This window comes from Streptomyces sp. UG1 (assembly GCF_049974585.1).
Taxonomy (GTDB): domain Bacteria; phylum Actinomycetota; class Actinomycetes; order Streptomycetales; family Streptomycetaceae; genus Streptomyces.
Map to the genome: position 1 here is coordinate 1 of NZ_JBNGGG010000065.1, position 21903 is coordinate 21903.

Here is a 21903-nt window from a genome sequence, read left to right on the forward strand (position 1 = left end):
GCACTTCCTGGCCTTCACCAGCATCGCCTGCACCCTCATCTGCTACCGCCGACTCACCAAATGAGATGACGTCTAAGGCACGGTCCACTTCAAGTGCCAGTGCCAGTATCAGGTGCTCCAACGCGTCCCATGCCAATTGGCCTGTGGGGAGAAGGAGTGGTGCAGTGGTGGGCAAGGGCGGCGGAACAGGCAGCGAAACGGGCAACGAGAGGTCTCCGGCGTTGTGTGAAGCCTGGCCATCCTGCCCTGCATGCACGTCGTCTACCCCCGTCGCCGTGGCCTGGGCCCATTTCTACCAGGCTCATCCACTCGGCGACGTCGGTGATGGGAATGCCGTGGGTGAGGCAGTTGGAGGCGAAGAAGTGCCGCATGCCGTAGACGACCATCCCGTCAGGGATGTCGACCTGACCGGCCTTCTTCCGCTGCCACTGGTTGGTGATGTGGTAGTGCGGGAACGTGCGGGACGGGTCGCTCGGGTGGCGCAGCAGGTAGCCGTCGACGGTGCCGTGCTTGGCGGCGTACCACTCGATGCTCTGACTCACCCGCGCGGGCAGGGGCACGTCCCGGTACTCGCCCACCTTGCGTGGACCCCGAGCCCGTCAGCAGCCCGGCCACGTCGAAGCCGTGCTCGGGCAGGAGCGAGTCGAGGTTGTAGCCGGATACCCGGCGGGGGATGTGGGGGAAACGTTCCCGGACCAGACCGGCGTAGCGGTCCCGCAGGGGCCGCCAGCCCTCGGTACAGCTCGGCCTGTCGCCCTTTGCCCGACATCAGCCGGTCCAGTTCGGCGGCCTCCGTCCGGCCGACCCACATGCGGGTCCCGTCGTACGTCAGCACCTGAAGGCGGTGCATGTTGTCAACGACCTTGCCGTACGCCTGGGCCGTCGATCCGCACGCGTTGTTGCCGATCATCCCGCCGATGGTGCAGTTCGGATGGGTGGCGGGCCTCGGCCCGTACTGCAGGCCGTACCCGGCGAGCTGCCGGTTGAGGTCGTCCAGCACGATGCCCGGCTCGGCGACGCACCGCCGGTTGTCGGCGTCGACCGACACCAGCCTGTCGCAGTATTTGCTCCAGTCGAGAACGACGGCGGTGTTGCAGTACTCTCCGGCCGGGCGGGTGCCGCCGCCGCGGGACAGCAGGGGCGCGTCATGCTTCCGGCACACCGCCATTGCTTCCTCGGCCGCCTCCACGGTCCGCGGGACCACCACCCCGATGGGCATCTGCCGGTAGTTCGAGGCGTCCGTCGAATACGCCGCACACGTGCCCGTGTCGAAGCGGACCTCGCCGTCGACACGCACACGCAGGTCCCGTTGCAGAGCCTCGGCGTCCACCTGTGCGGTGGTCCGGCGGACTACAGGCGGGGGCAGGTCGACCGGGTTCATACGCTGCCTTCCACTCACGGATGTCTGACCGGGCAGTCTCAAGGCCGGCGTCTCGGCCGGAAGAAGTCGTCCTCCTGGGCCACGGGCTTCGGAACTGGTCTCTGCGAGCAGCTCACCCTCAACCGGGCCCGGGTATCCCCGCCCGCTCGGCGACAAACCGGATCCGTCGTTCAGCACGCTCCTCCGGGTGCCCGCCCGGTGGCAGCGCCGCTGGGGCCGATTCCCGCCCCTCCGGTTGCCGGAGATCGGCAAAGAAGCATGCCCGTGATGGCCGTATATCGCCTGCACCGTACGCCCCACGCCCCGCAGTGGGGGGTACTCGACCACGGCGTTGAACGGAGGTCTGCGTGCCGCGAAGAGGCGCATCGGGAGGGAGTGGATGCGGTGGCCGGCTGCGGCCCACGGTCCATGACCGGGATGCTCGCACGGGCGCTCCTGGTCGCCCTGGCGTGCGTGCTCGGGCTGCCCGCCGCCGGCGCGGCGCAGGAGTCGCGGGTGCTCGTGACGCGGGTGGACGACACGATCACGCCGGTCATCGCGGACCACTTGGAGGAGGGGCTGCGTACCGCGGAGCGGGACGGTTACGCAGCGTACGTGGTGGAGATCGACACACCGGGGGGACTGTTGGTGTCCACCAGGGAGATCGTGCAGGACTTTCTGTCCTCGCCTGTGCCGGTCATCTCTTACGTGACGCCCTCGGGTGCAAGGGCCGCGTCGGCCGGCGCCTACATCACGATGTCCGCGCACATCGCCGCGATGGCGCCCGGCACGCACATCGGCGCGGGAACACCGGTGACCGGGCAGGGGGAGGAAGCGAGCGACAAAGTGATCAACGACTCGGCCGCGTTCGCCGTGTCGATCGCCGAACGCCGCGATCGGAACACCGAGTTCGCCGAGAGCATGGTGCGCGAAGGAACGTCGGTCGCCGACCGGCAGGCCCTGCGGGACAACGTCGTCGACCTGGTGACCCCCTCCCGGGATTCCCTCCTCGACGACCTGGACGGACGCACGGTCGTCGTGGGACCGCAGGACGCGGCCCGCGAGGTGGAGTTGCGCACCGCGGACGCCCGGGTGGTCGAGCACGACCTGGGGTTCTTCGGCAACCTGCGGCAGTGGCTGGCGAGCCCGGAACTGGCCTTCCTGTTCCTGTCGATCGGAACCCTGGCCGTGCTGTACGAGCTGGCCGCCCCGGGCATCGGCTTCGCCGGCATCGCCGGCGGCATCATGCTGGTGCTCGGGTTCGTGGCGCTGAGTGTGCTGCCGTTTAACGTCGGCGGGCTGCTGCTGCTTCTGCTGGCCGCCGGGCTGTTCGCCGGCGAGGTCCTCACCCCGGGAGTCGGCGTGTTCGCCGCCGGGGGCACCGTGTCGTTGGTGATGGCCGGGATCCTGCTGTTCCGGGGGGAGCTCGGCGTCGATCCCGCGGTGCTCTGGCCCACCGCACTGGTCGTCGGAGGCGGAGCACTCATTGCGGGCCGCCTCGCCTGGCGGGCACGCCGCGCTCCCACCCTGGGCGGCGAGGATGCGCTGGTGGGGCGGGAGGGCGTGGTCACGCGCGCCGAGGGGGGCGCCGGTCAGGTTCTGCTCGACGGGGCGTGGTGGACGGTGCGCGGACGCGACGGCCCGGTGGGGGAGGGAAGCCGCGTGCGCGTGGTGGGCCGTGAGGGAATCGAGCTCATCGTCGAAGACGCACCCGGCCCCGGTGAGGGGCGGGGGCCCACGGAGGAGGAAACATGAACGGTGCACTGACCGGCATCATCGTCGCGGCGGCCGTCGCGCTGCTGCTCCTGCTCATGGCCATCAAGATCGTTCCCGAGTACGAACGCGGGGTGATCTTCCGTCTCGGCCGCATCATCGGAGCCAAGGGGCCCGGCCTCTTCGTGATCATTCCCTTCGTCGACCGCATGATCCGTGTCTCGCTGCGGACCATCACGATGGACATCCCGCCGCAGGACGTCATCACCAAGGACAACGTCACCGTACGGGTCAACGCCGTCACCTACTTCAACGTCGTCGACCCCAACCGCTCCGTGGTCGCCATCGAGGACCACATCAAAGGCACCTCACAAGTCGCCCAGACCACCCTGCGCAGCATCCTCGGCCAGGTCGACCTCGACGAGCTGCTGATCAACCGGGACGAGACCAACCAGCGCCTCCAGGAGATCATCGACCGCGTCACCAACCCCTGGGGCGTCAAGGTCACCCTGGTCGAGGTCAAGGACGTCGAGTTGCCCCAACCCATGCGCCGCGCCATGGCCCGCCAGGCCGAGTCCGAGCGCGACCGGCGCGCCAAGGTCATCCACGCCAAGGGTGAATACGAGGCCGCCGAAACCCTGGCCGACGCCGCCGACCGCCTCGAAGGCCACCCCGCGGCCATGCACCTGCGGATCCTGTCCACCATGGCCGAGATCACCAGCGAACGGAACTCCACCCTCATCTTCCCGCTCCCCATGGAGGTGCTGCGCCTCGTCGACATGCTCCGCCCATCCGAAGAGACCCCCGTCACCACGACGAAATCCTCGTGAACACGCCCCAGGAGGCGGGCGGCCTGCGGCTTGGCCCTTCTCTGAACCCCGAGGTGACCGATGAACTCCCCGATGAACGAAAAGCACGCGTTCGCCAGGATCGAACGGTGTCTCGCGCGTGAGGACCCCGAACTGGCACAGCGCATCAACGCCATCAACAGCCAGTTCACCGACCGGGCCGACGAACGGTTCACGGCGCAGACCGACGAGCGGCTCCTGGACCACACCGACGGCCCGGCCGCAGACCGAGCCGCCGAGGAACACCTCGCCGACCAGCCCGAAGACGGTGGTGAGCGCTCATGGACCACCGTGATCGCGGTGGTACTCACTGCCGTGGCCATCCTCGGACTGCTGCTCACAGCGATCCTGTCGGCACCCGGTGGCAACCAGCAGCCGCCGCAGCCACACGGGCTGGCGCCGCCCGCGGCCGTTGACGTCAACGGAGAACAGACCTGGTCAGACATGCCGTAGCGCCCGCGAGAGGAGTCGAGATGACGGACACCCAGCCGGTCATCGTCGGCGTCGACCACGCCGAGGACCAAGACGCCCTCGTACGGTACGCCGCCCGTCAAGCGGCACTGCACGCGACCCCGCTTCATGTGGTGCATGCCGTCCCACAGCCCAGTCCCTTCGGCGACGCGGCAGCCAAAAACGCCGAAGCACGTGCGGCCGTGCGGCGGGGCGCGGCCCTGGTGGACCGGCTTGAGGCCGTTGCCCGGTCTGCGTGTCCCGATATCGGCACCGCCGGAGAACTGACCCTCGGTGACCCGGCCGGAACCTTGGTCAAACGTTCCGCGGAGGCGTCACTCGTGGTGCTGGGGCATCGCGGCGGTGGCGGCTTCCCGCGCCTCCCTCTGGGATCGGTGAGCCTCCAGGTGGCTACCCACGCCGAGTGCCCCGTGCTGGTGACCCGGCCGGGCGCAGACGCCGACCTGCCGAAGAGGAACGTCGTCGTCGGTGTCGACATCGTTCATTTCCAGCAGGAGGCACTTCGGTTCGCGTTCGCGGAGGCCGCCCGCCGCACCGCCCACCTGGAAGTGGTGCACGCCCTGTACCGCACCCCGCTGCTCCCCGGCCGGAGCGGCATGGCCGAGCCGACGGAGAGGGAGTCCGAGAGCAGGGCACGGCAGTTTCTCATGCAGCGGATCACCGAGTTCGCCAGACGGTACCCGGCAGTCCCTGTCGGCTTGCGGGTCGACTGGGGGGTGCATCCGGCGACGGCCCTGGTGGAGCTGTCCAGGGACGCCGACCTGCTGGTCGTCGGATCACAGGGCAGAACAGGACTGCGCAGGCTGCTGCTCGGCTCGGTGAGCGGCGAGGTGCTGCATACGGCCCTGTGTCCCGTCGCCGTGGTGCCGAGACCGGCGAAGGACGGATAGGCGGAGAGGCGGAAGCCAGGGGCGACAGCGTGACCGTTCGGAGAGCTGGATCTCCCGCACGGTCACCCTCGCCGGTCCGCACACTGTCCACAGCGAGGCTGTCTCACTCTGCGGGGAGCAGCAGTGCCTCGTCGGCGTAGTCGATGGTGATGCGCCCGAAGCCGCTGAGGACGTCGGAGCCGAGCAGGCCCTCAAAGGGCTGAGTCCGTGATGCTCCCGGCATGTCGACGACGACGATGTCGGCCGGATCGAGGGCAACTTGTCCGGCCTGCCACTCGCGCACCTCGACCACGGGCGCGCGGTCGGTGCCGATGACGCCGCTGATGGGCCGCCGTTCTCCGGTTCTGGGCAGGTTCAGCTTCCGGGCGATGTCGTCGTCCACGACACTCGCGGAGGCGCCGGTGTCCAGTACGAAGGTGTAAGGACCCTCGCCTTCGATGGTGACGGGTATGAGGGCCATGGTCTGGCCGGCGCGTTCGACGACCGTGAGAGGGATCCGGCGGGTGTCGGTCGCGTCGGGCGACGGCGTGCCGGAACCGGTCGAGGGATCGGCACATCCCGCCACGAGTGCGGTTGCGAGGCACAGCGCCGCCCAGCCGCCGGTGAGACCCTTGAAAGGAGGCATGGCGGCGCTCTTTCGACTCATCGCGGACGGTGCCTCAATGGGTCCCCATCCGCCCCGAGAGCAAACGTGGCGCCGTCGGAAGCCCAGGACACGGTAGTTCGCCCGAAAGGTGACGGTTTGGTCAGTCGCCAGGCGTGTCGGTGCCCCGCGTATCCCGGATCTCAGCCGTCGGCCGATCCTCCGCCGTGACCGAGTTCCAGCACGGTCTTGACGTCGCCGGGCTCTCGTTCGAATGCGTCGCGGAAGCGGGACAGCGGCAGCCTGCGGGTGATGAGCCCGTCCAGCCACTCGTGATCCGCTGCGGCGAGCACCGTGGCGGCCTGGGCGTAGTGGTCCCGATTGGCGTTGACCGACCCGATCACCGCGGCGTTGTCCATGACCATGGTGCGGTTGAGGTGACCTGCGTCCACCTCGAGGGTCCGCCCCACCGGCGACAGGCCGGTCGGGCACAGCACGCCGTAGGGCCCGATGGCGGCCATGGCCCCGAACGCCACGGCGGCGGCTCCGGTCGCCTCGATCACGATGTCCGGCCGCGTCATGTCCATGGCACGGTCGACCCCGCTGCTGTGGTACTCGGCGCCGAGTGTTCGTACGAGGCTTGGTTTGGGCCCATTCGTGACGCGATCCAGGACGTGGACGTCCAGGCCCCGCTGCACGCCGATCAGTGCCGCCAGAAGCCCTATCGGACCGGCACCGGTGACGAGTACCGACCGTGGTTCGGCCCAGGAACGGGCCTGGACACACGTGATCTGGTCCCACGCCTTGGTCGCCACGCTGGCGGGCTCCAGCAGCACACCGACACCCGCCGGCACGGCGTCCAGGCGTACCGCGTAGTCCGCCTCCACCGTCCACAAGGTGCTCGCGAATCCGTCGAGTTCCTTGATGCCCCGCTCGGTGTAGCGGCCGTTGCGGCACATGTCGAAGTGACCGTGTGCGCAGGCTCCGCAAGGCACCGGATCAGGGCGGCGGACCACCCCGGTCACCAGGTCACCGGGCCGGAAGCCGGAGCCGGGGGGAGCTCGCAGCACCCGGCCGAGGGACTCGTGGCCGATCACGAGACGGTCGCGGCCCTCCGGCGGATGTCCGTGGGTCCCGTCGACGATCTCCAGATCGGTACCGCACACCCCCACCGCGATTCCCTCCACCAGGAGCTCACCGGGGCCGGGGGTGCGGTCACGGAGGGTGTCGAGGCGGAGCGAGTCGCGGTGTCCGGGGGTGACTGTGAGCGCGTCCATGCCCGTCGTGAGTACCCGGCCTCATCGGGTGGACACTTCGGATCCCGCCCGCCGGCGTCCTGGCGGCGCAGGGCGTCGGCGGTTCCTCAACGGTGGGCAATGGCGCGTCCGGCTCCCATGCCCGCTTGCTCTCCCTATCGTTGATCATGAACCGCGAGAGCGAGGGCTGCCTGTGATCTTCCTCCGGCGGACTCGTCTGAAGGCGCACGCAGTGAGAGGCGAGATCCGGCGGTCGGCGGGGAGCGTCGCCGCAGGACTCGACGGCAGGTTGCTGGCCAGCGAGGCCGGCGGGCTGGTGCGCAAGGCATTCCCCAGCCACTGGTCCTTCTACCCTGGACATCAGCTTCGATGTGCGCGACGGGCTGCTGGTCCGTCAGACATGCTGCGGATCTTCTCCACGGGCGCCTTCCGCAAGCCCCGCGAAGGGAACTGGGTGATCGGCGTCGCCCTGTTCCTGCTCGCCATCGCGGAAGGCTTCGCCGGCTACTCGCTGCCGGACGATCTGCTGTCCGGGACCGGCCTGCGGATCGCCCAGGGCATCATGCAGCGGGCGGGTCCGGGGCGAACGAACCGCAACGTGGTCGGCAAGCCGATGCTCCCGCAGTTCGCCACAGCCTCGAGCGGGCTGTTCTTCATGGTCTTCGGGGTGCTGGCACTGCTCGGCGGGCTCGCCCAGATCAACTCTGCCTCCAGGACCAGCAGCGCGGCCGTGAGCACGGGGAAGGTGAAGATCGGCATCCGGAACATCGTCATTTCGGGGGCGCGCAGACACAGGGTGGTGGTGATGAAGTTGACCGCCCCCAAGGTGGTGCTGACCCCGGTGACCACCAGTCCCATGGTCCACAGACCTCCGCCCTCGCTGGGGCTGTGCAAGTCGGCCGCCCCGCCCGGCAGCAGGAAGCCGCTGACGACCATCAACCCGCCGAACAGGACATCCAGTACGACAGCGCGTTCACCCGGGGGAAGGCCACATCGGGTGCCCCGATCTGTAGCGGCATCACGGCGTTCGCGAAGCCCGCGAAACATGGGAGTCGCGAACAGCAGCATCATGATCGTGCCGTGCATGGTGAACAGCTGGTTGTACTGGTGGAGGGTGACCAACTGAACACCGGGGCGGGCGAGTTCCGCCCGCATCAGCATCGCCGTCACGCCGGCCAGGAGGAAGAAGCCGAACGCGGTCACCACCTTGTGATCGGTGGTCCGCGTCAGACGCACCAGAGCGCGCCCGAATGCCGGCCCCGAACGGCCGCGCCTTCCTCATCGTCCGCCTCATGCCGGCCAGCAGTCGGAGGCATGCCGGGTGGTGATGTGGGTGGCCGTGCCTTGATCGCTGCGACCGGTGGAGTGCATGGCCTGCGCCGGAGCTCCCCTTGCGCGGCGGTCCGCGTGTCGGTGGAGACGGTCCCGGGTACCCGGCGGCGCACGAGATGGCATCGGCTTGACGACGTGTGAAGAAGGCGTACAGGCGCCGGCGGACCTCGCCGCGGGCGACGATGGGGCGCCGCCGCGTCTGTGGGGCCGCCTGGGCGATCTCGGGCTCGCCTGACAGAGCCCGGGCACCGGAGCACTGCTCCGCGTACGCGGGGTCCTGACCGCGTCTGTGTGCCCGATCCGGCGTTCTCACCAGCCTGGGGCTGACCCGTTGGGGACGAACGAGGGAGGTGGCTGCTGTGCGGGCGACGTTCTCACTGGGTCGTGTGGCCGGTATTCGAGTGGGCGTGCACTGGAGCGTCCTGGTCATTTTCGTCGTGATCCTGGTGGGGCTGGCCGGGGGCGGCTTCCGGGACGCTCATCCGGACCGCCCTGCCTGGCAGTACTGGCTTGCCTCAGGAGTGACCGCGGTGGTCTTCCTGTTGTCGCTGCTGGCTCATGAGATCAGCCACGCGCTCGTGGCCCGCCGCAACGGTGTGTCCGTGGACGACATCACCCTGTGGCTGCTCGGCGGGCTGGCCCGGCTCAAGAGCGAAGCAGCCACCCCCGGGGCGGAACTGCGCATCGCCGGTGTGGGGCCACTGGTCAGCCTGGTACTGGGGGTGCTGTTCGCCCTGGCGGCCGGCCTTCTGGCGGGATTCACCGAGGCCGGGCTCGTCGTGGGGGCGCTGGCCTGGCTGGCGGGGATCAACATCCTCTTGGCCGTCTTCAACGCCTTGCCCGCCGCCCCGCTGGACGGCGGCCGGCTGCTGCGGGCGATCGTGTGGTGGAAGACCGGCAGCCCGCTGCGAGCCACCGCCGTGGCCACTACCGCAGGCCGGGTACTGGGGTGGGTGCTTGTCGCTGTCGGCTTGTACCTCGTCCTCGCCGGGGCTGTATTCAGCGGGATCTGGCTGGCCGTCATCGGCTGGTTCGTCATCGCGGTGGCCACGGCGGAAGGCGGGCAGGCGAGACTTCGCGAAATGCTGAGCGGCATCCCGGTCAGCGACGCGATGACGCCCGACCCGGTGACCGTCCCGGGCACCACCACGGTCAGCGAGTTCCTCACCGACCCGCGCTACCGATACCGCCATTCGGCCTTTCCCGTCGTCGACGACGGGGACGTGCTGGGCCTGGTCACCCTGAAGGGCGCGGACAACGTCCCGGAGACCGAGCGAGCGACCACCACCGTCGAACGTGTGATGGTGCCGGTCGGCGACGTGCCGACGCCTCACCCCGACGACCCGCTGGCGCGGCTCGTGCCCGAGCTGCAGGCCAACTCCACCCACCGTGCGCTCGTACTGGAGGGGAAGCGCCTGGCCGGCATCGTCACCTCCTCCGACATCAGCCGGGTCACCTCCTGGCTCAGCTCCTCTTCCGTGTGGCGGAGCCGGACCCTTTGACCTCAGCGCTGAACTCGCCCTCCTCGGTCGCGTCGCGACGTTCACCGTCGTCTCCGACTGGTGGGGCGACAACGGTCCCCTTCATCGGTCCTGTCGCCGGCGGCGTCCTGGCCGTTGCCGTCGCCCTGCTGACCGGAAGTCCTCTCCAGGCACTGTGGGCCGCCCTGGTCATCGTGGCCGTACAGCAGGCCGAGAGCCAGTCGTCTCGCCTCTCGTCCTTGGCAAGGCCGTTCGTCTGCCACCGATCGTCGTGCTGGTCGTCGTGCTGATCGGTGCGTCGTGATGGAGGCCCAGGCTCGCGGAGGGCCCGAAAGGAGTCGTGCGGGCGTTCAGCGGTACCGGCGGCCTCCCCGGCGGAACCGCATCGCGGCATAGGCGAGTGCACAAGCGAAGACGACCACGCCGATCGCGAGCAGGTACAGCAACCCCTCGACCACGGCACCGATGAGGCCCAGGACCACTGCCACGAGGATGAGGAACAGCAACAGAGCCATCCTGACCTCCTTCCGCCATGCCACCGCGCCTAAGTTGGTAGCTTTCATCCAGTTCCCCCTTACTTCCGGTTGATGCTGCTTTCCTTGCGCTGCTTGTCCGGGCCGTCGGCAAGGTCTCGGGCGTTCATTGGTGGCAGAGGTCGACGAACGTTCCCCAGGTACGCCCGGAGCGAGCTGCGCCTCGGGGTCATCTCTGTGAGAGTCGACGAAAAAGGAGTACATCGCCATCGCGAACGCCACGGCGCTCGTGGACGCAGGAGGGCGACAGAAGCCGTGGCTGGTGCGATCAGACGCATGGCGGCTGTGGTGGCTTGCCTGCTGCGGGCGTTCCCGCACGTGGAAAACGCCCTCCAGTTCTGCGGTCCACCGCTAGGGTCGGCACCGACGCCACCACCACATCGTCCCCGCCGAACGAGGCCCCGCCCGACGACTGAATGGAGGACCGGTGCTGGACATCGGCGCCCTGACCTGGGCCGTCACCGTCGGCCTGATTCTCGCCCTGCTCGCTGTCGACCTGATCCTGGCCGCCGCGCGCCCGCACCGGGTCGGCTTCGGTGAGGCCACCGCGTGGTCGGTGTTCTACATCCTCGTCGCGGTGGGCTTCGGCGTCTGGTTCGCCGCGCGATACGGCGGAGAGTTCGGCACCGAGTACTTCGCGGGCTACATCGTCGAGAAAAGCCTGTCGGTGGACAATCTGTTCGTCTTCGTGATCATCATGGCCACCTTCGCCGTGCCGGCGGAACACCAGCACAAGGCGCTCACCTTCGGCATCGTGCTCGCCCTGGTCATGCGCGCGATCTTCATCGCGCTCGGCGCCACCCTGCTGGCGCTGTTCTCGTTCATGTTCCTGCTGTTCGGGCTGCTGCTGATCTACACCGCCGTGCAGTTGTTCCGGCACCGCGACGAGGACCCCGACATCGAGGACAACGTCATGGTCAAGGCCGCCCGCCGGGTCCTGCCCATCAGCGATGACTACATCGGCGGCAAGCTCACCACCCGCGTCGAGGGGCGGCGGGTGGTCACCCCGCTGTTCATCGTCCTGCTCGCCATCGGCAGCATCGATCTGCTCTTTGCGCTCGACTCCATCCCCGCGGTGTTCGGCGTCACCCAGGAGCCCTACATCGTCTTCACCGCCAACGCCTTCGCCCTGCTCGGCCTGCGCGCCCTGTTCTTCCTCGTCAAAGGACTGCTGGACCGGCTGGTATATCTGTCGGTCGGGCTCGCGCTGATCCTCGCCTTCATCGGCGTCAAGCTCATCCTGCATTGGGCCCATGTCGACCTGCACGAGGCAGTCCCCGAGATCCCCACCCCGATCAGCCTCGCCGTGATCGCCCTCGTCCTCGCGGTCGTCACCGTGGCAAGCCTGCTGAAGACCAGACGCGACCCGACCGCCAAGGCCCATCCCGGCTCCCTGCGCGCCCATCCCCCCAAGCCGGCCGACTCCGGCCAGGAAGCCGGCCCCCCCTGAACTCCGCCTCTCAAGGGGGCAGGCCGGCTGTGCCCGGGACTGCCAGGCAATCCACGCACCCGCACGGGTTCAGCCACTCAGCCAGCGTGCCGCTCCAGGGATGGTCCGTCCGAGCGGCAAGGCAAGCTGACCGCCAGTGCTCCGGGTGAAGCCGGAACCCGAGGCTGGGCCGAACGCGGGAGGCCGGCTGTCGTGTCGGCAGCGTCGTCGACACCCGCTATGACGACTCGGCCTGGGCCTCTCGGTCGTCGAGTCCCATTACGCCGTGACTGTCCGGCCGGTTCTCCAGCGCGTGCGAGGACGGCCTGATCATGCCACCGCCTCTCGCTGGGCTCCGACTCTTCTTCCTCGTCCGGCAGGGTGGACATCGTCCACGGCGATATTCACCTCCACGACTTCCAGGCCAGTCATCTGTTCCACCGCCTAGATGACATGGGTGCGCACGCCCCCCGCTGCGTCCGTGATCGAAGCGCCGTACTCGACGACCACGTCCAGATAGATGGCTGCCTGGCGCTCCCCGCCCTCTACTGTCACTCCCTGAGTGACACCGCTTCCCCCGCCGGGTACGCGGTCGCGCACCGCCCCGAACGCCCTGGCCATCCCGCCTCCCAGGTTGTGGATCTCGGGGATCTCGCGCGCGGCCATGCCCGCGATCTTGGCTACGACACCGTCCGCGATGCTGGTGTTCCCGCGTCGCCCCGGAGGGGTGTCGGTGCGATTCGTGGTCTGCGTCATGGCGGTCCCCTCGCGATGATTGGCGCAGGCTTTGCTTGGGGGCACCTTGTGGCCTGGTTTTGAGGCGTGTGCATGGATCGACCGGCCTTGAACGCTCTTCAATCATTGCCCCGGAGGCGTAAGCGGCGTCGGCCGTTGGCTCCTGGGCTACCGGGGGCCAATCGCTCAGGTCTCACCTGTGCGGTGGGGAAGCGGATCATTCGGCGGGCTGCAGCGGGTGTGAGGGCCAGTTGAGGAGGCGGGCGCCGAGCGCGGCGGTCTGCAGGATGTACCGCTGCTCGGGATCGGTGGGGTCGTGCCCGGTGAGCTCGCGGATGCGGGTGAGTCGGTAGGTGACCGTGCGTACGCTCACCCCGAGGTGGCGCGCCGTGGTGGTGTTCATGCAGCCGCTGGCGAAGTACGTGGTCAGGGTGTCCAGGAGTGCCTTGGGGCCGCCGCGTGCTCCTTGGAGGCCGCCGAGGACGGTGGTCACCAGGTCGGTGATGGCCGCGCGGTCTCTGCCAAGCACCTGGAAGACCAGCAGGTCCGAGGCATGCACGAGGGGAGCGGTCCGGCCGAGCAGGTCGGCGAGGTCGAGGGTGCTGCGGGCTTCCTGGTAGGAGCGGACGATGCCACTGGGGCCGGGCCGGGGTCGGCTGACGGCGATCCGGTACGGCTCGTCAACGGCGTCGCCCACCTTGGCGGCGAAGCAGTCGGAGACGTCCGGGGCTGCGCCGGGTGACACGCATACGAGCAGGCCGTCCTTGGTGGTGATGAGCACGTCCCGCGATCGGAACCGGGCGGTCAGGGCTTCCTCGACATAGCGGGTGGTGTCGTCGCCCGCCTCGAACGGGCTCTCGGCACGCGCGACGGTCACCCGGTGCGGTCCGACCAGCCGCAGCCCGAATCGTTCCGCCCGCTCGGCGAGCCGGCCGAGGTCGGTGCGGCCGTCAAGGAGGTCGCCGATGAATTCCCGACGCGTCGCCTCTTCGCCGCGGATGGCTGCCAGGTGGGCGGTCTCATAGCCCTCGGTCAGCGCCACCGTCGCGTCACCGATCGCCCGGATCATGGCGGAGGCCACCTCTTTGAGGTCCTGAGGCTCTGTGGCCCGCCCGCCACCGGGGAGGTCGTTCCAGGTGTGGCAGACAGACTCCACGCATTCGGCGACCAGGAGCCGCAGAGCTGTACCACGGTCGGCCGCGGCGGTGGCGAGCTGTTGCAGGGCCTGGAGCTCCTCCGGCCGTAGCCGCTGCTTGCGGAGAGCGACCCCTGAAATGCGCTCCAGGAGATCGTTGACATCCACCCTAGAAGCCGGAGGCTTGCTTGCGGTGGCAGGTGCGGCCCGCGGTGCGGGCGCGGTGGCATCTGGTGTCGCCGTGTGCGACTTCTCGCGGCGCTTTCGCATCGGCATGCTCCCAATTTTGCCGGTAGGTGGCAAAAGGAGGGGTTCGAGACGTCCTTGTTTGCTCGAACTCGGCAGGCGTCCGACCTGGCCGCAAGGGTAATCCCGTGAGTAAAAAGCCTGCTGGAGACCGACGTGAGCAAAGGGGTACCTGGTGTGCCTCACCCATCCTCGTGGTCCCGCTGCCGATGGAGGTGCCGCGCCTGGTCGACATGCTTCCGCTGCCGAAGTCGCGCAGAACGGTGCCCGCACCGCTTGGCCGAGACCCTTGCCGGCGGCCACGCACTCTGCGGGGAGTCCTCAGCTCGGAAGGGAGGCAGGTGATCGGTATGGCCTCCTCGATGGACGACCGGCGCCTCGCCGGGATCGAGCGTCATCTCGCCCAGGAGGATCCCGGGCTCGTCTCGCTGATGGACGCGCTGAGCCGCCAGTTTCCCCACGAACCGGATGACGCGGACCGACTCAAGGACAACAGCGGACGGTCCGACCTGTGCCGCAGGCTGGTTGTGGCACTGATCACCGCTGCGCTGGTGGGCCTGCTCCTCGCGGCGTTCTTCACCAAGCGGCCCCCGGCCGACGACAACCAGGAGCCACCGGCGAGGGGCCTCGCTCCGGCCGTGGCTGTCCACACCCAGCGCAGCAGCTCCCGGGCCCGGACAGGCAACCCTTCGACGCTGCCCGAGCAACGGGCGTCGGCGACCGTGCTCCCGAGGAGGGAGACCTATGCATGCAGGTGATCTCACGCAACCGTACGGATCGGTCCCCACGGATACCGATGCCCTGGAAGCGGTGAGACTGCTCGTCGACCACGGGCTGCCGGGACTGCTCGTCGTCGACCCGGCCGGTCGGCCGTTCGCGATTCTTCCGGCCAGCGATGTGGTCAGGACGCTGGTCCCCGGCTGCATCCAGGAGGACCCGGTGCTCGCTGCCGTGATCGACGAACCGCATGCCGATCGCCTGTGCCGCGCACTGGCGGGACGCAGGCTCGCCGGACTCCTCCCCAGGGAGCGGCCCTTCCTGCCCGCCGCCGCTCCCGATGGCTCGGCCATGGAACTGGCCGAGCTGATGGCCCGGACCCGAAGTCCCCTCATCGCTGTCGTCGAAGGGGGTGCCGAAGGCTCCGGCCGCCTCCTCGGCGTCGTCACGGCCAACCACCTGCTGGAACGGCTCCTCCAGGCGTGAGGAGCACGGCCGGCGAGAAGTACCGGCACGCCCTGCTCGACCACTGAAGGGCCGACCCCATGCCCGGTGGCAACCGCAAGAACCGCACCTTCCTCGGCCGTCTCCCACTGCCCGAGCGTGCGTTCATGCTGGACGCCCTGCGCGCCGAGACCGTCGGGGGCATGGTGCTGCTGGCGGCGGCCGCCGTGGCGCTGGTGTGGGCCAACAGCCCGCTGAGCGATGCATACGAGTCCGTACGGGACTTCCACTTCGGCATCGACGCACTCGGGCTGGACCTCTCCGTGGCGCACTGGACGGCCGACGGACTGCTGGCGATCTTCTTCTTCGTGGCCGGCGCGGAACTCAAACGCGAGTTGGTGGTCGGCGAACTGCGCCACCGGCACACAGCGGCACTGCCCGTGATCGCGGCGGTCTGCGGCATGGTCGTACCGGCCCTGGTCTACGGACTGGTCGCCACCTCCATGGGAGGAACGTGGAACGGCTGGGCGGTACCCATGGCCACCGACATCGCCTTCGCGCTGGGCGTACTCGCGGTCATCGACACCCATCTGCCCGCCGCGCTGCGCGCCTTCCTCCTCACGCTCGCGATCGTCGACGACCTGGGCGCCATCATCGTCATCGCGCTCTTCTTCACCTCGACGATCAACTTCCCCGCCCTCATCGGCGCGGTACTCGGGCTGGCGCTGTTCTTCCATCTGCACGACCGACGGCGTGTGCACGGCTGGTACTGGTACCTGCCCCTCGCGCTGGTGATCTGGGGCCTGACGTACGCAAGCGGCGTGCATGCCACGGTGGCCGGAGTCGCCATGGGACTGCTGCTACGGGTGGCGAGGGACGGTGAGGAAGGCCGGCGTCCGGCCGAGCACATCGCGCACCTCGTCCGCCCGGTCTCCGCCGGGGTGGCCGTCCCGCTGTTCGCCCTGTTCGCGGCCGGCGTCACCGTGTCCGGCGACACGCTCGGGGACGTGATCACCGGCGCGGAGCCGCTGGGCGTGGCCCTTGGCCTGGCCGCCGGCAAGGTTCTCGGCATCTTCGGCGGCTCCTACCTCGCCGTCCGCTTCACCGGAGCCCGCCTGAGCCGGGAACTCGCCTGGGCGGACGTGGTCGCCGTGGCCATGCTGGCCGGGATCGGCTTCACCGTCTCACTGCTGATCGGCGAACTCGCCTACCCCGACCCGGCGGACCTCGAGCACATCAAGGCCGCCGTCCTCCTCGGCTCCCTGACCTCCGCCCTCCTGGCGTGCGTGCTGCTGAGGGCACGGAACAGCAAGTACCGGCGGCTCTACGAAGAGGAGAACCTCGACGTCAACGCCGACGGCATCCCCGACATCTACCAGCGTCACAACGCCGACCCGGACAGTCCCAGCGAGGACGGGCCCCGGCACGGCGGCGACTTAGGCACCGCGTCCACACCCGAAAGGGGAGCCCCGTGCTCAGAAGATCCACACCTTCGGCCGTCCGCCCCTGGCGAGTGAGACCGTCAGCGGGTGGACACCGCGCCGGCCCGGCCCCGTGGCAGCCCCCGCCCGTCGGCTCGGGCACAGGACCGTCGGCCTCAGTCCCAGGTGAAAACGGTGGCTACGGGCCATGAGGTACCTCCCGAGGCAGGTCCCCACATGTCCTTCAAGTGTACGAATCACAAATCTCGACAAGCGCCGTCTCAGCGGCCCGGGAGAGCCCTGGACGCATCATCTGATCCTTCGCTCTCCCGGTCGAAGGAAAGGCCCTGGCCATGGACTGCCACGAATGTGTCCAGCAAGGTCGTACGGCAACCGCGGTCGCCGTGTGCAGCGTCTGCGGAGCGGGCGTGTGCACCGATCACGTGCGCTCCGAGAGCGAGATGCTGCGCGGGCCCGCGCACCCGGGCAAGGTGATCCACGACCGAGCGGCGCGCCGGCTGACCTGCCCGGTGTGCCGGGCAGCGGAGGAATCCCCATGAGCCCTGCTGTCGGCGACCGCCGCACCTGCGCGCAATCGGTTGCCGTCACCGTTCGCTCCGTTGCGTGTTGAGGACGTCCACCGCTTCGCGTGTGTCTCCGACCGTCGCGAAGTCGACCGCGATGAAGGTGACTGGCCTTCCGCGCTGCCGCTCGCACGCCCGCACCCTTTCCAGCACATGCTCCCGGGAGTTGACCCGGCCGGCGTCCAGCCGGTTCGAGCCGCCGACCGCGACGAAGTGGTTGAGCAGGAACAGTTGCCCGTCAGTGCCGCCACGGTTCGGCCGGCACGTCATCTCCTCTGGGCTGCGGAATGCGAACGGCGTCTCCATGCCGTAGCGGTAGAAGTTGCGGTACCAGGGCGCGGGGCCGTCCGCCTGTTCGGCGAAGACGATCAGCCGCCGACCCCTGTCGATCATGTCGCCCAGCGTCGGCCACGGACGGGAGGGGTCCGGGGCAGGCTCGTACAGCAAGTCCGACAGTCCCGCCTGTTCGAAGGCCCCCTCTGTCTCCTCAGGGGTGATCCCGTCCTGCACGATCAGCGTGACGATCTCCGTCGAATGCGTTCGCAGCCAGTCCCCGATCTCCCGCAGGGTGGGTACCAGTTCCACCGCGCCGGCGCCGCAGACCGAGTGGCACAGCCACAGGCCCTCTCGAGGCGGGTTCACCTGTTCGAGCGTGCGGGTGAGCTGTTGCCGCAGGCGCGGCGAGAAATCCGAGGTGCTCAGACGGTCGGCGACCTCCTTGGGCTGCTCCCAGTGATGGGTGTCGATCTGCAGCGCGCGCACCCCGGCGTTCAGCTGACCCGTGATGTCGGGGTCCTGCGCGGGGCCGATGAACTGATGCGCCGTCGTGGCCATCGCGTTGTGCGACGTGAGGTGGGCGACCTCGTCGTACCGCATGTCGCACAGGCGGGCGCTGCCCTGGCAGATACGCGGGGCCGACTGGGGGATCGTCTGCACGGCCAGGACCACACTGACCGCGACCGCTGCGGCCACCGCAGCGCCCGGCAGCGCCCGGCGCAGGCGGGGAGCGGCGAGGGACGGCAGGACAGGTCGGGTCTGCCAGACCCAGCTCACGGCGACGAGCAGGGCTCCCACGGCCGGCGGAAGTGTGGCGACCGAGGTGGCCGTGGTGAGCAGTCGCTCGATTGCCGTGCTCTGCACATCGTCGATGAGCCGGGCCACGGCAGGCGGCCAGGACGAGGGAGCATCGACCGGCGAGCCGCTCGCCGCCAGGCCGACGAGGGCAGCCGCCAGTGCGATCAACAGACCGGCCGTGGCCAGCGCCCAGCCAAGCGGCATCAGCCGCCGCGCGATGCCCGGCGGACCGGAGCACCACATCAGGGCCAGAGCGGCGAGACCCACTCCGGCGGCGAGCGGCTCCACCACCTCCTGCAGCAGACGGGTGGCCAGCCGCATGCGATCGAGCGGATCCAGGACCTTGTCCGAGACCTGAAGATCGGTGGTGATGACCCACGTGCCCCCGTCCGCCTCACGCAGTACCGCGGCGGCAGCGGCACGCGTGCGTTCGGAAACGGCGGCCGGCGCGACGGCGGCCAGTGCGGAGGCCACATCCCCGCCCTCCAGCGCGGTGCGGATCTCCGGCTCGAGTTCCCGTCGGTCTGCCTTCGGTGCGACTCTCAGCAGCACGGCGGTGGCCCGCTCCGCCTGATCGGGGGAGAGGGCCAGTGAGGGCAGCCCTTGGGGGCGCTCTCCGGCGACCAGCTCGGCCACCGTCTGCTCCAGGCGCTTGGCGAACGCCTGGAAGTCGGGCTCGGACCGCTGCTGTATCGAGGCGATCGCGTCGCCGAAATAGGTCTGGGCGATTCTGCCGACGTTCTCGGCGAGTGGTCTGACATCCACCCTCAGACGCAAGGAGCCCCGATCGCCTTCGAGGTAGGCGATCACCTCGGTGATCTGCTGGTTCACCATGGCCCGCAGCGTCTCGGGAGGAAGCACGATCTTCAGGTTGGAGGTCGCCGCGGATTCGGGGACGGGCAGGCGGGCCAGCAGGTCCCGGGTGAGGGTCGCGCTCTGCCGGGCGACGAGTACCTCGTCGTAGAGACGCTCGTAGACCCGTTCCTCCTCCAGGACCCTGCCGTAGAAGCCGGCGTTGAGCACGGTGCTCCGCACAGTGGCCGCGGCAGTCAGGACGGCCAGGCACAGCACCGCCACCACCCAGGCCGTCGGATGCAGCCACCTCGCGCCGCACGACAGCCCTCGCATCCCTCCATCGTGGTTGCATTCCCCGGGGCAAGCCACCCGCAGCCGGAGACCAACGTAGTAGGGAAAGGCGGCCGGGCAGGACTGATGTCCGCTCCCGGACACCTGCCGAAGGCATGAATTCATGGCTGCGCCACCGGACTGTGGAGTGCCATGACCGCGATGGGTCGGGCAGCTTACGAGGACGGGACCATATGGTCCGTGTCTGCATCGCCGCGGCGGTCGCCCCCCGCCTGAATCGTCTGCGCCGAGCAGCCGAGGCAACGATCTGGCACCTCACTCGCCGGGGCGGCCTCGGCCGGCTGATCATGACCGCGATGTGGCGGCTGTCCCACCGGCTCCCTGGGCGAGAGTGGACGGCAGGGCTGGTCGGACCGCTCGGCATGGCCGCTGTTGTGGGCACCTGGGCGCTTGCCCTCGTGCTGGGAGGCTCTGGTCGGGTTCGTCCTGCTGTCGGTCACCGTGGCATGGGTCCTGGGGCTCTACCCGGCTCTGGCCCGCAGGAGGGCCCTGGCGGTTCGCCTCTCCCTGCTCCGGCGCGCCGACCCGGATCTGCGCCTTCTGGAATCATCCGCGGGCGCGACCACGCTGGACAGTCTCGCCGCCGAAGTGGTGCATGCTCGCCTCGACTTCGCCCAATGTCCGGAGACGTACTACTTCCAGGAAGACGAGGACCGCATGTCGCTGGCCGCCATGGTGGGTCACCGACTGACGGCCGGTGTGCTGTCCGCCGCTTTGGACGACCTGGCTGGAACCCTTGACCAGCGGCATCTGCGCATCGGCGGGGAGCGGCGTAGCGTATTCGCCGCCTACGCCGCCGATCACCGGCAGGCCGGCGGCGACGAGGAAGCCAACGGCTGATACTCCAGTGCAGCGGCGATCATCTCGTACGCCAGGCGGAGCTTGGTTGGGAACCGCACCCCCTGAGACCTCCCGCCGTGAGAGAGCGGGTGGTCGATCGGCGCCGATCGCAGCTCGGTGACTTGGGCGCGGAAGAGGCCCGACCTGGGAGTTCTCGATGGAACTGTGGTGCCGGTGTCCGGCCGCTGCACTCCGGGCGAGGCCGGCCTTTCCTTGCAGAATCGGGTCTCGTCCGCCGATCGACCCGCCACCGTCGTGCCCGGAGGTGTTGGACGACGAAAACGCCGATGACGTCACGGACGGCGTCGGCGTTGGGGAGGGTGTATCGCCACCGGCACACCAGGGCCCGTGGCCTGACCGTCCTGTTCAAGCGCATGCCATCGGTTCCTGCGCCCGATGCTCGACAGGCGGTCGTGGAGGTGCCCGCAGCGATCACCAGCCGGGCCGTCCCCCGCTGACCAGGCCCGGACAAGGAGCGCCACTCCCGTCGGCTTCCCGGGGATCGCCCTGTGCACTGCGATGCCGGAGACTCCTGTTTGAGGGCCTGCGTCGGTGTGGGCCGCGGGGAGGTGACCGGCGTGCTCGAGGTCCCGCTCTGGTTGTGGGTGGCGTTCGCCGCGACCGTGGTGGTTTCGCTGGCGGTGGACCTGCTGGCCCACCGCGCCGCACACGTCATCGGCTTCAAGGAGGCTGCCGCCTGGAGCGCCCTGTGGGTGGGCCTTGCTCTGGTCTTCGGCGCGGTTGTCTTCCTCGTACTCGGCACGACGGCCGGCACCGAATACACCACCGCATGGCTGCTGGAGAAAAGCCTGTCGGTGGACAACCTCTTCGTCTTCGCCGTGATCTTCGCCTACTTCAGGGTGCCCCGTGCCTATCAGCACCGCGTCCTGTTCTTCGGCGTGATGGGCGCCCTCGTCTTCCGCGGGATCTTCCTCACCCTCGGCGTCGCCGTGGTCAGCCGCTTCACCGCGGTGCTGTTCGCCTTCGCGGCGGTGCTCTTCTACAGCACCTACAAGCTCCTCAAGGGCGACGAGGAGGGCTTCGATCCCGGCAAGAGCTTCGCCCTGCGGCTGCTCCGCAAGGTCATCCCGGTGCGGAACGAGTACGCGGGCATGAAGTTCTTCGTCAAGGAGGCCGGCAAACGCGTGGCCACCCCGCTGCTCGCGGTGGTCGCCGCGATCGAGGCAGCAGACCTGGTCTTCGCCGTCGACAGTGTTCCCGCCGTTCTCGCCGTCAGCCACGACCTGTTCATCGTCTACACCAGTAACGCGTTCGCCATTCTGGGCCTGCGTGCGCTGTATTTCCTCCTTGCCGGACTGCTGGACCGTTTCCACTACCTGAACATGGGCCTGGCGGTCATCCTGGGCTTCATCGGTGTCAAGCTGGTCTTCCAAGCGGCCCACAAGACGATCAGCCCCAGTGTCCCGGAGATTCCCTCGCCGATCAGCCTCGCGGTCATCGTCGTCGTACTGGCCGTATCCGTCGTACTCAGTCTGCGGCGACCCGCGCCACCCCAGCCGACACCTGCCGAAGAGCCGGGGCAGTGGAGCGGTCCGGCGGGGCGTACCGATCGCGCGGACGATGACTGACCATGCGACCTGTCTCCTTCCCGGACCAGGCAACCTATCGTTAAAGAATGAGTAAACCCGAGCATGAGACCGGCCC

General features: G+C 69.0%; 17 protein-coding genes and 5 pseudogenes. 13 read left to right on the plus strand and 9 right to left on the minus strand.

The features are described 5' to 3' along the window. Positions 1-302: 302 nt before the first annotated feature. Positions 303-584 (minus strand): annotated as a pseudogene (locus ACP4J3_RS46470) (tyrosine-type recombinase/integrase); the annotation flags it as partial. After that, positions 583-1381 (minus strand): annotated as a pseudogene (locus ACP4J3_RS46475) (FAD-binding oxidoreductase); the annotation flags it as partial. The pseudogenes ACP4J3_RS46475 and ACP4J3_RS46470, both read right to left, overlap by 2 nt. A 408-nt stretch (positions 1382-1789) precedes the next feature. Here ACP4J3_RS46475 and ACP4J3_RS46480 point away from each other — a divergent pair. The 4 genes from ACP4J3_RS46480 to ACP4J3_RS46495 all read left to right on the plus strand — a co-directional run bounded on the left by ACP4J3_RS46480 (position 1790) and on the right by ACP4J3_RS46495 (position 5282). Continuing rightward, positions 1790-3115, plus strand: a complete 1326-nt coding sequence (locus ACP4J3_RS46480) for an NfeD family protein (protein ID WP_426543570.1) — start codon at positions 1790-1792, stop codon at positions 3113-3115. Further along, positions 3112-3903, plus strand: coding sequence for a slipin family protein (locus ACP4J3_RS46485; RefSeq protein WP_426543572.1), 792 nt, complete (start codon positions 3112-3114; stop codon positions 3901-3903). The genes ACP4J3_RS46480 and ACP4J3_RS46485 overlap by 4 nt, the downstream gene beginning before the upstream one ends. A gap of 72 nt (positions 3904-3975) precedes the next feature. Next, a complete protein-coding gene (locus tag ACP4J3_RS46490; RefSeq protein WP_426543574.1) occupies positions 3976-4374 on the plus strand; it encodes a hypothetical protein in 399 nt (132 codons plus the stop codon). 20 nt (positions 4375-4394) lie between these two features. Beyond that, positions 4395-5282 carry a universal stress protein gene (locus ACP4J3_RS46495; protein ID WP_426543576.1) on the plus strand — a complete coding sequence of 296 codons (888 nt, stop codon included), beginning with the start codon at positions 4395-4397 and terminating at the stop codon, positions 5280-5282. Positions 5283-5385: 103 nt separating this feature from the next. Here ACP4J3_RS46495 and ACP4J3_RS46500 read toward each other — a convergent pair whose 3' ends face one another. Beyond that, positions 5386-5907: a retropepsin-like aspartic protease gene (locus ACP4J3_RS46500; protein ID WP_426543578.1), complete on the minus strand. Its 522-nt coding sequence runs from the start codon at positions 5905-5907 to the stop codon at positions 5386-5388. Positions 5908-6068: 161 nt separating this feature from the next. Continuing rightward, a complete protein-coding gene (locus tag ACP4J3_RS46505; RefSeq protein ID WP_426543580.1) occupies positions 6069-7142 on the minus strand; it encodes a glucose 1-dehydrogenase in 1074 nt (357 codons plus the stop codon). A gap of 326 nt (positions 7143-7468) precedes the next feature. Here ACP4J3_RS46505 and ACP4J3_RS46510 point away from each other — a divergent pair. Further along, positions 7469-7824, plus strand: a pseudogene (locus ACP4J3_RS46510) (cytochrome b N-terminal domain-containing protein); the annotation flags it as partial. Positions 7825-7838: 14 nt separating this feature from the next. Here ACP4J3_RS46510 and ACP4J3_RS46515 read toward each other — a convergent pair. Further along, positions 7839-8357: pseudogene (locus tag ACP4J3_RS46515) on the minus strand (cbb3-type cytochrome c oxidase subunit I); the annotation flags it as partial. Between the two features lie 482 nt (positions 8358-8839). Between ACP4J3_RS46515 and ACP4J3_RS46520 the strand changes: the two are divergent. After that, on the plus strand, positions 8840-9955 hold the full coding sequence (locus ACP4J3_RS46520) for a site-2 protease family protein (protein WP_426543582.1): 1116 nt from the start codon (positions 8840-8842) through the stop codon (positions 9953-9955). A gap of 329 nt (positions 9956-10284) precedes the next feature. On the opposite strand, the gene ACP4J3_RS46525 is transcribed toward ACP4J3_RS46520, so the two are convergent. Continuing rightward, a complete protein-coding gene (locus ACP4J3_RS46525) occupies positions 10285-10449 on the minus strand; it encodes a hypothetical protein (protein ID WP_426543584.1) in 165 nt (54 codons plus the stop codon). 445 nt (positions 10450-10894) lie between these two features. On the opposite strand from ACP4J3_RS46525, the gene ACP4J3_RS46530 reads away from it, so the two are divergent. Continuing rightward, complete coding sequence (locus ACP4J3_RS46530) at positions 10895-11917, plus strand: TerC family protein (protein ID WP_426543586.1); 1023 nt, start codon at positions 10895-10897, stop codon at positions 11915-11917. A 317-nt stretch (positions 11918-12234) separates the two neighbouring features. Here ACP4J3_RS46530 and ACP4J3_RS46535 read toward each other — a convergent pair. Both ACP4J3_RS46535 and ACP4J3_RS46540 read right to left on the minus strand, forming a co-directional pair. Beyond that, positions 12235-12652: pseudogene (locus ACP4J3_RS46535) on the minus strand (Asp23/Gls24 family envelope stress response protein); the annotation flags it as partial. 196 nt (positions 12653-12848) lie between these two features. Then, the gene (locus tag ACP4J3_RS46540) at positions 12849-13934 is read right to left on the minus strand and encodes a PucR family transcriptional regulator (protein WP_426543588.1); all 1086 of its coding nucleotides are present in this window, start codon (positions 13932-13934) and stop codon (positions 12849-12851) included. 428 nt (positions 13935-14362) lie between these two features. Here ACP4J3_RS46540 and ACP4J3_RS46545 point away from each other — a divergent pair, with 428 nt between their 5' ends. The 4 genes from ACP4J3_RS46545 (at position 14363) to ACP4J3_RS46560 (ending at position 17154) form a co-directional block, all read left to right on the plus strand. Then, positions 14363-14770, plus strand: a complete 408-nt coding sequence (locus ACP4J3_RS46545; RefSeq protein ID WP_426543590.1) for a hypothetical protein — start codon at positions 14363-14365, stop codon at positions 14768-14770. Continuing rightward, positions 14757-15215 (plus strand): CBS domain-containing protein, encoded by a 459-nt coding sequence (locus tag ACP4J3_RS46550; RefSeq protein WP_426543592.1) that lies wholly within the window; start codon positions 14757-14759, stop codon positions 15213-15215. The genes ACP4J3_RS46545 and ACP4J3_RS46550 overlap by 14 nt, the downstream gene beginning before the upstream one ends. A 59-nt stretch (positions 15216-15274) precedes the next feature. Next, positions 15275-16690 carry a Na+/H+ antiporter NhaA gene (gene nhaA / locus ACP4J3_RS46555; RefSeq protein ID WP_426543594.1) on the plus strand — a complete coding sequence of 472 codons (1416 nt, stop codon included), beginning with the start codon at positions 15275-15277 and terminating at the stop codon, positions 16688-16690. A 257-nt stretch (positions 16691-16947) separates the two neighbouring features. After that, complete coding sequence (locus ACP4J3_RS46560; RefSeq protein WP_426543595.1) at positions 16948-17154, plus strand: DUF2180 family protein; 207 nt, start codon at positions 16948-16950, stop codon at positions 17152-17154. A 45-nt stretch (positions 17155-17199) separates the two neighbouring features. Here ACP4J3_RS46560 and ACP4J3_RS46565 read toward each other — a convergent pair whose 3' ends face one another. Beyond that, positions 17200-19380 carry a PI-PLC domain-containing protein gene (locus ACP4J3_RS46565; RefSeq protein WP_426543597.1) on the minus strand — a complete coding sequence of 727 codons (2181 nt, stop codon included), beginning with the start codon at positions 19378-19380 and terminating at the stop codon, positions 17200-17202. Between the two features lie 408 nt (positions 19381-19788). Here ACP4J3_RS46565 and ACP4J3_RS46570 point away from each other — a divergent pair, with 408 nt between their 5' ends. Both ACP4J3_RS46570 and ACP4J3_RS46575 read left to right on the plus strand, forming a co-directional pair. Beyond that, a complete protein-coding gene (locus tag ACP4J3_RS46570) occupies positions 19789-20238 on the plus strand; it encodes a hypothetical protein (RefSeq protein WP_426543599.1) in 450 nt (149 codons plus the stop codon). Positions 20239-20816: 578 nt separating this feature from the next. Beyond that, complete coding sequence (locus ACP4J3_RS46575) at positions 20817-21827, plus strand: TerC family protein (protein ID WP_426543601.1); 1011 nt, start codon at positions 20817-20819, stop codon at positions 21825-21827. Positions 21828-21903: the final 76 nt, after the last annotated feature.